Source organism: Janthinobacterium sp. BCJ23 (genome assembly GCF_059617945.1).
In genome coordinates this window covers 185521-197644 of record NZ_JCAQAW010000005.1, presented here as the reverse complement: position 1 = coordinate 197644, position 12124 = coordinate 185521, and the positions used below count along the sequence as shown (strand labels likewise).

13 protein-coding genes are annotated in these 12124 nt (G+C 64.4%); 4 read left to right on the top strand and 9 right to left on the bottom strand.

The features are described 5' to 3' along the window. The first annotated feature begins 147 nt into the window (after nucleotides 1-147). Nucleotides 148-609, top strand: coding sequence for an FKBP-type peptidyl-prolyl cis-trans isomerase (locus AC54AG_RS17820; protein WP_034752853.1), 462 nt, complete (start codon nucleotides 148-150; stop codon nucleotides 607-609). Between the two features lie 67 nt (nucleotides 610-676). Here AC54AG_RS17820 and AC54AG_RS17815 read toward each other — a convergent pair whose 3' ends face one another. The 3 genes from AC54AG_RS17815 to AC54AG_RS17805 are packed head-to-tail and all read right to left on the bottom strand — an operon-like array spanning nucleotide 677 to nucleotide 2770. After that, a complete protein-coding gene (locus tag AC54AG_RS17815; protein WP_319992036.1) occupies nucleotides 677-1354 on the bottom strand; it encodes a Dph6-related ATP pyrophosphatase in 678 nt (225 codons plus the stop codon). Then, complete coding sequence (locus AC54AG_RS17810; protein ID WP_219328556.1) at nucleotides 1351-1821, bottom strand: GNAT family N-acetyltransferase; 471 nt, start codon at nucleotides 1819-1821, stop codon at nucleotides 1351-1353. The genes AC54AG_RS17815 and AC54AG_RS17810 overlap by 4 nt, the downstream gene beginning before the upstream one ends. Before the next feature lie 40 nt (nucleotides 1822-1861). Further along, a complete protein-coding gene (locus tag AC54AG_RS17805; RefSeq protein WP_496631130.1) occupies nucleotides 1862-2770 on the bottom strand; it encodes a LysR family transcriptional regulator in 909 nt (302 codons plus the stop codon). A gap of 120 nt (nucleotides 2771-2890) precedes the next feature. On the opposite strand from AC54AG_RS17805, the gene AC54AG_RS17800 reads away from it, so the two are divergent. Continuing rightward, the gene (locus AC54AG_RS17800; protein ID WP_496631129.1) at nucleotides 2891-3724 is read left to right on the top strand and encodes a type 1 glutamine amidotransferase domain-containing protein; all 834 of its coding nucleotides are present in this window, start codon (nucleotides 2891-2893) and stop codon (nucleotides 3722-3724) included. Between the two features lie 62 nt (nucleotides 3725-3786). Here AC54AG_RS17800 and AC54AG_RS17795 read toward each other — a convergent pair whose 3' ends face one another. Beyond that, a complete protein-coding gene (locus tag AC54AG_RS17795) occupies nucleotides 3787-4212 on the bottom strand; it encodes an organic hydroperoxide resistance protein (protein ID WP_034752862.1) in 426 nt (141 codons plus the stop codon). A 284-nt stretch (nucleotides 4213-4496) separates the two neighbouring features. On the opposite strand from AC54AG_RS17795, the gene AC54AG_RS17790 reads away from it, so the two are divergent. Together AC54AG_RS17790 and AC54AG_RS17785 are read left to right on the top strand one after the other, a co-directional pair. Beyond that, nucleotides 4497-5762, top strand: a complete 1266-nt coding sequence (locus AC54AG_RS17790; protein ID WP_496631128.1) for a histidine kinase — start codon at nucleotides 4497-4499, stop codon at nucleotides 5760-5762. After that, nucleotides 5749-6531 (top strand): LytR/AlgR family response regulator transcription factor, encoded by a 783-nt coding sequence (locus AC54AG_RS17785; protein WP_496631127.1) that lies wholly within the window; start codon nucleotides 5749-5751, stop codon nucleotides 6529-6531. The genes AC54AG_RS17790 and AC54AG_RS17785 overlap by 14 nt, the downstream gene beginning before the upstream one ends. Before the next feature lie 81 nt (nucleotides 6532-6612). Here AC54AG_RS17785 and AC54AG_RS17780 read toward each other — a convergent pair whose 3' ends face one another. The 5 genes from AC54AG_RS17780 to prfA all read right to left on the bottom strand — a co-directional run bounded on the left by AC54AG_RS17780 (nucleotide 6613) and on the right by prfA (nucleotide 12076). Further along, nucleotides 6613-7656, bottom strand: coding sequence for a histone deacetylase family protein (locus AC54AG_RS17780; protein WP_070304450.1), 1044 nt, complete (start codon nucleotides 7654-7656; stop codon nucleotides 6613-6615). Between the two features lie 28 nt (nucleotides 7657-7684). Beyond that, entirely contained in the window at nucleotides 7685-9286 is a 1602-nt protein-coding gene (gshA, locus tag AC54AG_RS17775; protein ID WP_496631126.1) for a glutamate--cysteine ligase, read from the bottom strand. Nucleotides 9287-9502: 216 nt separating this feature from the next. Then, a complete protein-coding gene (gene prmC / locus AC54AG_RS17770; RefSeq protein ID WP_496631125.1) occupies nucleotides 9503-10333 on the bottom strand; it encodes a peptide chain release factor N(5)-glutamine methyltransferase in 831 nt (276 codons plus the stop codon). Nucleotides 10334-10344: 11 nt separating this feature from the next. Further along, on the bottom strand, nucleotides 10345-10815 hold the full coding sequence (locus AC54AG_RS17765) for a disulfide bond formation protein B (RefSeq protein WP_034753580.1): 471 nt from the start codon (nucleotides 10813-10815) through the stop codon (nucleotides 10345-10347). A 184-nt stretch (nucleotides 10816-10999) separates the two neighbouring features. Then, a complete protein-coding gene (gene prfA, locus AC54AG_RS17760; protein WP_034752877.1) occupies nucleotides 11000-12076 on the bottom strand; it encodes a peptide chain release factor 1 in 1077 nt (358 codons plus the stop codon). Between the last annotated feature and the right edge of the window lie 48 nt (nucleotides 12077-12124).

The following is a 12124-nucleotide window of genomic DNA, read 5'->3' as shown; positions in this document are numbered from 1 at the left end:
TTATTTTGGCAATGTTGTATTGTTGCGTAATCTTCCGCCGCGCTTACGTCTGCTTACAAATTGGCTGCGCGACTCCTGTTAAACTGCTGCTCGCACCGGTCCGCACCGTACGGGCCTCAGCCACACACCAATATTTAAAGGGAAACCATGAAATCGGTATTTCAAATGATCGCCACCCTCGCTTGTGCCGTGGCCCTGACCGCTTGCGGTGCTGCTGCCAACACCGAGAAGCCGGTCGTGCTCGACCCGAATACGCAAGTGAAAGAACTGACCATTACCGATCCGGTGGTCGGCACCGGTACGGCAGCGGCGGCGGGCGACACCCTGCTGGTGACTTACACGGGCTGGCTGTATGACGCAAGCAAGCCGGGCAACAAGGGCGTGCAGTTCGATGCGAACCAGACTGGCGCCGGTTTTAGTTTCCCTCTCGGTATCGGCCAGGTCATCCTGGGCTGGGACCGCGGCCTGGTCGGCATGAAGGTCGGCGGCACGCGCGTGCTGGCCATTCCGTATGACCTCGGTTATGGCAAGGCGGGCAGCGCGCCGAAGATTCCTGGCTATGCCGGCTTGCTGTTCGAGATCAAGCTGGTGAGCGTGACGAAAAAGTAGGCACGCGCAGGGCAGCAAAGCAAAAGGGCGATTCCACGGAATCGCCCTTTTTGCTTTGGCGGGCCCTTTACGCCTCGGGCGGGGCCAGCTCCTGGAAGTAATACGTGGCGCCGCCCAGGTTGGCCGGCGCGTCATATTGCAGCACTTGCGTGCGGCGCAGCGCCACCGGTGCGCTGAAGGCGGGACCGTCGTAGACGAAGGTGTGGAATTCGCCGTTTTCGCCGCAGGCGTCGACGCCGGGCGGCAGGTCGGCGAGGAAGGAAGCGTCGAACTCGCGTCCGCAAAATGCGCGCGGCAGGTGCTGGCCATTGATGCACACGACGATGGCCTTGAAGCCGGCGGCGAGAAATTCGTCGACCAGCGCGCGGCGATCCCCGCCCCACAGGGGCAGGTGCGCCGTCAGGCCGGCGACCGCGCAGACTTTTTCTTCCCAGTCGCGGTGCGGCTGCAGGTCGATGTCGCCAAACAGCGCGTGATCGATGCCCTCGGCCTTGGCCGCGCGCAGCATGGCGATGAATTGCTCTTCGTAGCTGGCCCAGCTGGCGTGATAGCGCTGCAGGCGCGCGCCCAGGCTGGCCGCCTGCGCGGCGAGCAGCTCGGGCGGCACGCCGTGCGAGCGCGATTTGCGGCCATCTTCATCCATGGCCGTGATCAACAGCGGCACGTCCATGCCGGCGTTGCGCGCGCGCCACAGGGCCAGGCAGGAATCCTTGCCGCCGCTCCAGGAAATGAGGGCCGTCGTCATGCCGCTTGCTCCACCGCGCGCAGCATGTCGACGTGCTGTATGCCGTCTTCGTCGTACGGTGCGCTGACGGTGACAAAGCCGAACGACTGGTAGAAGCGCTCCAGGTACTGCTGTGCGCCGATGCGGATGGCGTGGCCAGGATGCTGGCGTACGGCGCGGGCGATGCCTTCCGTTAATAGCTGTTTGCCGGCGCCCGTGGTGCGCGCCTCGGGCGCCGTCAGCACGCGGCCCAGCGACATTTCCACATACTTGGCGCCCGGTGCCAGCACGCGCAGGTAGGCGGCCAGACGGCGCTGGCCATCGACCGTTTGCCAGCCCAGCAAATGCATGGCTTGCTGGTCATGGCCGTCCAGATCCGGATAAATGCACTGCTGTTCGATGACGAACACGCGCTGGCGCAAGGCCAGCACTTGGTACAAATCGTGGGGGCCGAGTTCGTCGAACGTGTTCCATTGCCAGCTGATCATGGGGTCATCCTTGATTGAGAGTGGCGTGATTTTACCGGCTTCACGCGGCCGGCGTGGGATAGCGCTGCGCATACCACTGCTTCAGGTGCTCGATGCAGCGCGTCACGCGGGGCGCGACCAGCTGGCGCGACGGATAGATGGCGAACAGCGCCAGACTGGGCCGCTCGATGTCCGGAAACAGCTCGACCAGGGCGCCGCTGGCCAGTTCCTCGCGGCAGACAAAGGTGGGCAGGATGCCGATGCCCAGGCCGCGCAGGATCAGGCTGCGCATGAACAGCGTGTTGTTCGTGCGGACCCAGTTCGGCACTTCGATGTCGCTGTGCGGTCCCGCATGGCGCAGCGGCCAGCGGCTGCCGAACAGCGCGTGGCTGTAGATGAAGCAGCGCTGGCGCGTCAGGTCCGTGGCTTCCCGCACGGGGCCGTGGCGTTCCAGGTAGGCGGGCGCGCAGCAGATGTGCAGGCGGTAGTCGTGGATGGGGCGCGCCACGTAGCTCGAATCGTTGAGCGCGGTGGTGACGCGAAAGCCCAGGTCGTAGTTGGCGGCCGCCAGGTCGACATATTCATCCTTCAGGTCGACGTCCAGGCGCAGCGCGGGCCAGTCGGCCATGAAATCGGCCAGGCCCTCGGCCAGCTCGCCCACGCCCAAGGTCAGCGGCGCGTTGATGCGCAGGCGGCCCGTCACGTGCGCCGTCGAGTGGGCCACCATGTCTTCCGCTTGCGCCAGCTCGTCGAGCAGCTTGCGGCAGTGCTCGAGGTAGGCGGCGCCCGTTTCCGTCAGGGCCAGCTGGCGCGTGGTGCGCGTCATCAGGCGCCCGCCCAGTTCCTGCTCCAGCTGGCCGATGCGCCGGCTCACATATGACGCTGACAGGTCCAGTTCATCGGCGGCGCGGCGAAAGCTGCCCAGCTCGGCCACGCGGCGAAACAGCTGCATCGCCTGCAATTTGTCCATTTCATTCCTATTCGGCGCTTCTATTCGGTCTTATTCTGCATTAGTGCTGTGCATTATTCATCATTTTTTCCTATTTTGATTCGGAATATGCTGGTGACCTCTCTACAGAAAGGCCACACCATGAAAAAATTACTGATCAGCAGCCTGTTGCTCGCCGCCTTTTCCACGGCCCAGGCGGCCGAGGTCCTCGTCGTGCTGTCGGACGCCAATCACCTCGAGCTGCGCGACGGCAAGGTCTTTTCGACGGGTTTTTATCTGAATGAACTGATGCAGCCCGTGAAAAAGCTGCTCGACGCGGGCCACACGGTGACGTTCGCCACGCCGCAGGGCCAGGCGCCCACCCTGGACGCCAGCTCGGATACGGTCGATTACTTTGGCGGCGACGCGGCCGCGCACGCGGCGCACAAGGCGTTGCTGGACCAGCTGGCGCTGACGGTGCCGGGCCGCTCGCCCGTGATCAGCCTGAAGCGTGTGGAACAGATCGGTTACGGCCACTACGCGGCCGTGCTGGTGCCGGGCGGCCACGCGCCGATGCAGGATCTGTTGAAGGATGCCAGCCTGGGCGCCTTGCTGCGCCAGTTCCACGCGGATGGCAAGCCGACGGCGCTGCTGTGCCACGGCCCCATCGCCCTGCTGTCGGCCTTGCCGCAGGCGGACGCGTTTGCGGCCGCGCTGGAAGCGGGCCGCACGCCTGCCAAGCCGGCGGACTGGATCTACAGCGGCTACCGCATGACGGTGATCAGCAATCAGGAAGAACTGGCTGCGCAAGGCGCGCTGAAGGGCGGGACGATGAAGTTCTACCCGCAGTCGGGCTTGCAGGCGGCCGGCGCGCAGTATGTGCAGAACCAGACTCCGTGGACCAGCAACGTCGTGGTCGACCGCGAACTGATCTCGGGGCAGAATCCCGCCTCGGCGCCGGCCCTGGCGGACAAGCTGCTGCAGGCGCTGCGCTAAAGCAAAAATCCCCGGCCGCGCCAAGTGGCGCGTCCGGGGAGGTAGAGTGCATGCAGCGGAGATTACACGATCGTCAGGGTGACGTCGATGTTGCCGCGCGTGGCGTTCGAGTATGGGCAGACGATGTGGGCGGCGGCGACCAGCGCTTCGGCGGCGGCGCGTTCCATGCCTGGCAGCGAGATTTTCAGTTCCACTTCGATGCCGAAGCCCGTTTCGATGGCGCCGATGCCGACGTTGCCTTCGATGGACAGGTCCGCTGGTACGGCGATCTTGTCGCGGCCGCCGACGAATTTCATGGCGCCGATGAAGCAGGCCGAGTAGCCGGCGGCGAACAGTTGTTCCGGATTGGTACCGACGGCGCCATTGCCACCCAGTTCTTTTGGCGTGGTCAGCTTGACGTCCAGCACATTGTCGGACGACACGGCACGGCCTTCGCGGCCTCCGGTGGCGGTGGCTTGAGCGCGGTACAGGACTTGTTTGATCGACATGATGGTTTCCTTTAGGTAGATAAATAGGTGGCTACTAAATAGTGTGCTACTTGTTTCGTGGGCTCTCGCCCCAGGATCTCCGTCTGCAGAAGCACTTGCCGGCGTCCATGTACACAATATATATCGTGCGCTATTTAATTGCAAGCGATTTTATTTTGGGGTGGCGCGGATTGATGCTTTATTTTGCAGCCTTTGTCGCCACTACCTGGCTTCCATCGCATAATGGCCACCGCCGCCGGGGCCGATGGTTATGCTTGGCCCACTTCAAACCCCAAGGAAAAATCATGACTAGCCTCTTCTTTATCCTGCGCATCACCGTGGCCACGATGCTCACTTACATCATCGCCACGGCGATCCTGGTGGAGAATTTCCTGCGCTATATCTTCGGGAATACGGAAGGCTTCTTTGTCATCGTCGGCGCGCTGCTGGCCAGCGTCGTTATCACAAATGCGTTTTCGCACGTGCGGCGCGTGCGCCTGATCGCCGGCGCCGTCAACGCCGGCACGCTGTCGAGCCGCCAGCGGCGCCAGATCGAGATTCCTTTCGAGGCGGGCGAGGCGTTCGACATGATCGACGCGGCCATCCGCGAATTGCCGGGCAGCGAAGTGGTCGAAAGCGCACGCGACAGCCTGCAGGTGCAGGCTAGAGTGCGCCGTGCCGCGCCGTACACACACACGGGCTTGCCCCGCATGCGCGTGCTCGGTTTCCTCGAGCCGCGGCCGAACCAGATCCTCGCCACCGTCACGCCGAATGGCGAGGCGGGCAGCGTGACCCTGATCTGCGAGCCGGCGCGCAATGCCTGGACCGACTGGTTCCTCGTCGACCATGGCAGCAACCTGGAAAACGCGGAAGCGGTGACGCGGGCGTTGACGCGCCGCGTGGCGCAGCGCCGGCGCGGCGAGCAGGCCGAGGCGCGCCAGACGGTGACGGAAAAGGAACTCACGGTGGCCAAGCTGAGCCTGCTGCATGCGCAGGTCGAGCCGCACTTCCTGTACAACACCCTGGCCAGCGCGCAGCTGCTCACGCGCAGCGACCCCGTGCGCGCCGATGAAATGCTGGGCAACCTGATTTTGTACCTGCGCCACTCGCTGCCACGCACGGAGCAAGCGATGTCGACCCTGGGCACGGAGCTGGAACGGGCGCGCGCCTATCTCGATATTTTGAAAATCCGCATGGGCGGGCGTTTGAACCTGCAGATCGAAGTGCCGCAATACCTGCGCCAGGTGGAGCTGCCGCCGATGATGCTGCAAACCCTGGTGGAAAACGCCATCAAGCATGGCCTGGAGCCGAAAAGCGGCGGCGGCACCATCTGGATCATGGCGCGCAGCGGCGATGGCACGGTGATCGTCACGGTGGCCGACGACGGCAAGGGTTTCAGCGACGATGGCGCCGGCACGGGCATCGGCCTGCGCAATGTGCGCGAACGCCTGCGCCTGACCTACGGCAATGCCGCCGCGTTTGCCATTGTCGCCAATTTTCCCGATGGTGTGACAGCCACCATCACGGTGCCGGACAGCACGGCGCAAGGAGTGTCGTATGCATCAGCCTGAGATGACTTGCGTGATCGCCGAAGACGAAACCCTGCTGCGCGACGCGCTCGTGGCTCTGCTGGCCGAAGAGTGGCCCTACTTGCGCATCGTCGCCGCCTGCGACGACGGCGGCACGGCGCTCGAGGCCATCGCCACGCACAAGCCCGACGTCGCCTTCCTCGACATCCGCATGCCGGGCCTGACGGGGCTGGAAGTGGCGGCCGGCGCGCTCGAAGCGAGTCCCGCCACGCAGGTGGTGTTCGTCACGGCCTACGACCAGTACGCGATCGATGCCTTCGACAAGGGCGCCGTCGATTATCTGTTGAAACCGATCGGACGCGAGCGCCTGCAAGCGACCCTGCAGCGCGTGCGGGCACGGGCCGGCAAGGCCCGGGCGGGCGACGGCGCGCTGGCCGGCCTGCTGCAGCAATTGAGCAGCGCCTTGCCGGCGGCAGCCAAGTCGCCGCCGCTGGTGTGGCTGACGGCCAGCAGCGGCAAGGATACGCGGCTGATCATGGTGGAAGACATCGCCTATTTTCAATCCGACACCAAGTACACGGCCGTCATGACGGCGGACGGCGAGGCGCTGCTGCGCAAGCCGATCCGCGAACTGCTCGACGTGCTCGATCCTGCCATCTTCAAGCAGATCCACCGCTCCACCATCGTCAACATGAAGATGGTGGCGTCAGTGACGCGCGACGAGGTGGGACGCGGCGCCTTGCGCCTCAAGACGCGGCCGGAAACGCTGGCCGTGAGCCAGCCGTTCATGGCCTTGTTCCGGAATATGTAGAGCTGCTAAAGCCGGGGTCAGACCCTCAACACCGCTAACGCCAGGCTCACCGTCAACGTGGACGGGGGTCTGACCCCAGAATTACTCCGCCGTTTCAAAGCCTTCCAGCACATTGACGACATTGATGCCGATTTCCTTCACCGCATAGCCGCCTTCGAGGATGAAGGCGGTGGGCAGGTTCAGGTGGGCGAGGCGCTCGCCCACGCGCAGGTAGTCGCCGCTTTGCAGGGCGAAGTGCGATAGCGGGTCGCCGGCAAAGGTGTCGACACCGAGCGACACCACCAGCGCGTCGGGCGCGTACATATTGATGCGCAGGCAGGCCGTTTCCAGCGCGGCGAACCAGCTGGCCGTGGTGCTGCCGGCCGGCAGCGGCAGGTTGACGTTGTAGCCGAGCCCCGCGCCGCTGCCCGTCTCGTCGGCGTGGCCCAGATAAAACGGATACTCATTGCGCGGGTCGGCGTGGATGGAGGCGAACAGCACGTCGTCGCGCTGGTAAAAGATGCTTTGGGTGCCGTTGCCGTGGTGGTAGTCGATATCGAGGATGGCGACCTTGCGGGCGCCATCGTCGAGCAAATGCTGTGCGGCCAGGGCCGCGTTGTTCAGAAAACAGTAGCCGCCAAAAAAGTCGCTGCCCGCGTGGTGGCCCGGCGGGCGCGTGAGGGCGAACGTGGCCCGTTCGCCCAGGCGCAGCGCGTGGGCCGCGTTGACGGCGCAGTCGGCACCCGTCTTGGCCGCCGTCCATGTGCCGGCCGTCAGCGGCGTGCCGTTGTCCATCGAGTACAGGCCCAGCTTGGCCGTGAAGTCGTCCGGTTCGATGTCGCTGCGCAGGGTGCGCACGGGCCACACGGATGGCAGCGCATCCTTGCCCGCGTTGTCGGGGTCGAGCGCCAGCCAGTCGTGCCAGGCGTGGCGCAGGAAATGCAGGTAGCGGGGCGTGTGGATGCGCTCGAGCGATGTCAGCGGCACGCCATGCGGCGTGACGATGCGGCCCAGGTTGCGCCGCCCCAGCTCGGCCACCACCATGTCGGCCCGCTCGGGCGTCTCGAAGCAGGGCACCATGGCGCCGCGAAACATCTCGAAGCGGCCCCGGTGCTGGCCGTGCAATTCATTGTAGAAGGTCAGCATGGGGCGCCAGGCGGAAAGTCGGGCAGGATCAGGTGTGCGAACACAGGGTGCTGGCGCGGTAGGCGGCGACGAAATCGTCGAAGCTGCCGGCCGGTGCCGCTTCCATGGCGCGCTGCTCGGCCAGCGAGCTGGCGGCCATCGCGTCGAAATACGCACTTTGCTCGGGTGTGGGCGGATGCGCGCGGAAAAACGCCGCGTGGCGTTCGCTTTGCTGCAGGCCGAAGGCGGCAAACGAGCCGCCGTTGGCGCGCAGCTCGGCCAATACCTTCGCCGATGGCGTCGCATCGGGGTTGGCCAGTTTGACGGCTTGCGCCGCCAGACTGTCCGCGTGCTGCGTGCCGCCATGGCGAGAGTCGAGCAAGGCTGCCACCGGTGCGATGCGCGCCAGCAATTCCTCGCCCCACGCCTGCAAGCCGATGTCCTCGCCATCGCGGCGCAGGGTCAAGCCCGGCTTGCGGCCTTCCTTGACGGTACGCGCGAAATTGTTCGTGTAGCAGGCGCTTTGCTCGGCCGAGATGGGACCGCTGTCGTCGAGCGCGCAGAACAGCAGGAACGCGTCGAGGAAACGGCCCGTTTCCAGGCTGATGCCGACCGGTTCGAACGGATCGACGTCCATGCAGCGCACTTCGATGTATTGCACGCCGCGCAGGCACAGAGCCTGGATCGGGCGCTCGCCCGTGCGGATCACGCGCTTCGGGCGGATGGTCGAATAGTATTCATTTTCGATCTGCAGCACGTTGGTGGACAATTGAATCCACTCGCCATCTTTTTTTGTTCCCAACGCTTCGTACGGCGGATACGGGTCGTTGACGGCGTGCGTGAGCGCGTTGACGTAGTCTTCCAGGCTGTTTTCGTGCGGGCGCAGGCCGGACTGGGCGTCGTTCTGGTAGCCGAGGTCGCTCATGCGCAGGCTGGTGGCGTACGGCAGGAACAGGGTGTCGTCGGACAAGGTGTCGAGCTTGTGCGCGCGGCCGCGCAGGAAACCGGCGGACAGGGCCGGCGAAGCGCCGAACAGGTACATCAGGAGCCAGCTGTAGCGGCGGAAATTGCGGATCGTTGCCAGATAGCTTTCCGACTGCACGTCTTTCGGCGTGGCTGCCGCTTGCGTGGCGCTGGCGCTGGTGTCCGGATTGCTGGCCAGCACTTGCCACAGCTGCTCGTCGAGCGAGTAGTTGTAATGGATGCCGGCGATGCATTGCATGGCTTTGCCGTAACGCAAGGCCAGGCCGCGCCGGTAGACGTGCTTGAGCATGCCCATGTTCGAGGTGCCGTAGTTGGCGATCTCGATGTCCGCTTCGGGCGGCAGCTGGCATGGCATCGACTGGCTCCACAGCAACTCGTCGCCGAGGCGGCTGTAGGCGTGGCGGTGCACGGTATCGAGCTTGTCGAGCGTGACGCCGATGTCGGCTTCGGCCGGCGTGATGAATTCAAGCAGCGTCTCGGCGTAGTCGGTGGTGATTTCAGGGTGCGTCAGCGCCGAGCCCAGAGCGGCGGGATGGGGCGTGGAAGCCAGATGGCCGGCGTGGTCGACGCGCAGGGTTTCACGTTCGATGCCGCGCAAGCCGCCCAGCAGCGCGCGGTTGGCATCTTCGGTCAGCAATGCCAGGCGGCGAGTCAACAGGTTGGGCAATTTGAGCTTCCTTTCTTGTGCAGCATATAAATAATTTGTGCTGAGATTAACCGAATTTTGGCAAATGCGTCGGCGCCGGCCCAAAAAACACCGCGTCGCCAGCGTCCGTCCCGGGCAACGGGGACGGCGCTTCGGTCAGGAATTCGCTTGATAGTTTAACAAACTGCGGGGGGATCTGGCGCGCTGCCGGGTCAAGCTTTGCGCACGTGGCGGCCGTCAGCCCAGGCGGGCGCCGCTGACCCGTTCGATGCCGGCCAGGTCGCGCCAGCTTTGCACTTTGTTGTAGCCGGCGTCGGCCAGCAAGCCGCGCACGGACGCCGCCTGGTCGTAGCCGTGCTCCATCAGCAGCCAGGCGCCTGAAGCCAGGTGGCGCGCGGCGCCGGAAACGATGGTGCGCAGGGCCGACAAGCCGTCCGCGTGATCGGTCAGCGCGCCCGTCGGTTCGAAGCGCAGATCGCCTTCGGCCAGGTGGCGGTCGCCGCTGGCGATGTAGGGGGGATTCGAGACGATCAGGTCGAATTTTTCCGTGCCCAGCGCTTCGAACCAGTCGCTGGCCATGAAGGTGATGTTGACGCCGTTGGCGCTGGCGTTGCGGCGCGCCACGGCCAGCGCCGCGCTGCTCACGTCCAGGGCCGTGACGACGGCGTCGGGCCGCGTGTGCGCGAGCGCAACGGCGATGGCGCCGCTGCCCGTGCCCATGTCGAGCACCCGTCCGCCCGGTGGCAGGCGCTCTAGCGCCAGTTCCACCAGCACTTCCGTGTCGGGGCGGGGGATCAGTACGGCGTCGTTGACTTCGAACGGCAGGCCGAAAAATTCACGCTGGCCGACGATGTAGGCGATCGGCTCGCCCTGCAGGCGGCGCGCCAGCAAGCTCGACAGCCGTTCCGTTTCGTTGGGAGTGAGTACACGCTCCGATTGCGTGATCAGGCTCACGCGCGACAGGCCCAGCGCGTGGCCGAGCAAAATGCGGTTATCGAGCGGATCGAGCAGCGGACGGATTTGCAGGGCGCCGACAGTGCTGCCGGCGGGAATCAAGATTTCTGGCATGGTGCTTTCAATTATTTCTGACGGCGCAGCAAGGTCCACAGCATGGCGATGGCGAAGATGGCGAACCAGGCGAATGCCCATTGCGGGATCGACAGGCCGAAAAACGGCTCGCCAGCGCTTTCGCAGGCGCCGTACGATTCAAACATGAAGGGCATGAGTTCGGCCGTGAAGACCTTGTTCAGCGCCGTTTCCACCGGATCGATGCCGCACGAGAAGCCGGGGTTGGCCAGCACGTACAAATGCTTGGCGCCCACGCCCAGGCCGCCCAGGGCTGCCAGCAAGCCGACGCTGGCGCCAATTTTCGGCCGGTTGGCCACCGCGCCGGCCAGGCAGGCGATGCCGATGGCGAGGAACAGGTAGCGCTGGATCACGCACAGCGGGCACGGCGCCATGTTCATGGCATGCTGCAAATACATGGCCACGCCCAGCATCAGGAAACATAGGGCGGCGGTCAACAGGAGGACGGTGCGTGAATTTTTCATGGGCGACACGGTGAGGTGGATGGAATCGAGCTGGTCATTTTCGCACAAGGGCCGATTTTTATTGCTTAGCCGCTACTTAAAGCTGTCGGCTTACGCGCTGCGCGCCAAGCCGACCTACAAATCGCGGCGTAGGTTGGCGTAGGTCGGCTTAGCGCAGCGTAAGCCGACACAGCGGCGTCAGCGTTTAGTCACCGAGTGCCGCCAGCAATTCCGCCTGATGCTCAGCCGCCAGCGCATTCGTCAACTCCGTCAGATCTCCATCCATGATGAAGTCGAGCTTGTACAAGGTCAAATTGATGCGGTGGTCCGTCAGGCGGCCTTGCGGGAAATTGTAAGTGCGGATGCGCTCGCTGCGGTCGCCCGAGCCGATCAGGCTCTTGCGCGTGGCCGCTTCCTTCGACTGCTGTTCGCGCAGCTGCACGTCCTTGATGCGCGCGGCCAGCACTTTCATCGCTTGCGCCTTGTTCTTGTGCTGGCTGCGGTCATCCTGGCATTCGACCACGATGCCGGTCGGCAAGTGGGTGATGCGCACGGCGGAATCCGTCTTGTTGATGTGCTGCCCGCCCGCGCCCGAGGCGCGGTAGGTGTCGATGCGCAGGTCGGCCGGGTTGATGTTGACGTCTTCGACTTCATCGGCTTCCGGCATCACGGCCACCGTGCAGGCGGACGTGTGGATGCGGCCCTGCGTTTCCGTGGCCGGCACGCGCTGCACGCGGTGGCCGCCCGATTCGAATTTCAGTTTCGAATATGCGCCATTGCCCACCACGCGCACGATCACTTCGCGGTAGCCGCCCAGGTCGGAATCGGACGAGGACACGAGTTCCACCTGCCAGCGGTTGCGCTCGGCAAAGCGCGTGTACATGCGTAATAAATCGCCGGCGAACAGGGCCGATTCGTCGCCGCCCGTGCCGGCGCGAATTTCCAGGAAGATGTTGCGCTCGTCATTGACGTCCTTCGGCAGCAGCATGGTCTGCAGTTCGCGCTCGAGCCGCGCCATGGTGGTTTTCGCCGCCTCGATTTCTTCCTGGGCGAATTCCTTCATGTCCGGATCGCCGAGCATCTCTTGCGCCGTCGTAATATCGTTGCCTGCTTCCTGGTAGGAGCGGTACAGGGCCACCAGCGGGCCCAGTTCGGCGTGCTCGCGTGTCATCTTGCGGTAGCTGTCCATGTTCGACGTGGCGTCCGGATGCATCAGCAATTCGTCGAGTTCGACCAGGCGGTTCGCCAGTTGATCGAGTTTGGCCAGCATGGATGGTTTCATAGCGATTCGCGGTAAAAGAGTGTAGGGATGGTGCAGGTTCTGCAACTA

What these genes read in the sequence shown, in the direction of transcription:
- AC54AG_RS17820 (WP_034752853.1), top strand. Translation starts at nt 148, where the DNA reads ATGAAATCGGTATTTCAAATGATCGCCACCCTCGCTTGTGCCGTGGCC.
- AC54AG_RS17815 (WP_319992036.1), bottom strand. Translation starts at nt 1,354, where the DNA reads ATGACGACGGCCCTCATTTCCTGGAGCGGCGGCAAGGATTCCTGCCTG.
- AC54AG_RS17810 (WP_219328556.1), bottom strand. Translation starts at nt 1,821, where the DNA reads ATGATCAGCTGGCAATGGAACACGTTCGACGAACTCGGCCCCCACGAT.
- AC54AG_RS17805 (WP_496631130.1), bottom strand. Translation starts at nt 2,770, where the DNA reads ATGGACAAATTGCAGGCGATGCAGCTGTTTCGCCGCGTGGCCGAGCTG.
- AC54AG_RS17800 (WP_496631129.1), top strand. Translation starts at nt 2,891, where the DNA reads ATGAAAAAATTACTGATCAGCAGCCTGTTGCTCGCCGCCTTTTCCACG.
- AC54AG_RS17795 (WP_034752862.1), bottom strand. Translation starts at nt 4,212, where the DNA reads ATGTCGATCAAACAAGTCCTGTACCGCGCTCAAGCCACCGCCACCGGA.
- AC54AG_RS17790 (WP_496631128.1), top strand. Translation starts at nt 4,497, where the DNA reads ATGACTAGCCTCTTCTTTATCCTGCGCATCACCGTGGCCACGATGCTC.
- AC54AG_RS17785 (WP_496631127.1), top strand. Translation starts at nt 5,749, where the DNA reads ATGCATCAGCCTGAGATGACTTGCGTGATCGCCGAAGACGAAACCCTG.
- AC54AG_RS17780 (WP_070304450.1), bottom strand. Translation starts at nt 7,656, where the DNA reads ATGCTGACCTTCTACAATGAATTGCACGGCCAGCACCGGGGCCGCTTC.
- prmC (WP_496631125.1), bottom strand. Translation starts at nt 10,333, where the DNA reads ATGCCAGAAATCTTGATTCCCGCCGGCAGCACTGTCGGCGCCCTGCAA.
- AC54AG_RS17765 (WP_034753580.1), bottom strand. Translation starts at nt 10,815, where the DNA reads ATGAAAAATTCACGCACCGTCCTCCTGTTGACCGCCGCCCTATGTTTC.
- prfA (WP_034752877.1), bottom strand. Translation starts at nt 12,076, where the DNA reads ATGAAACCATCCATGCTGGCCAAACTCGATCAACTGGCGAACCGCCTG.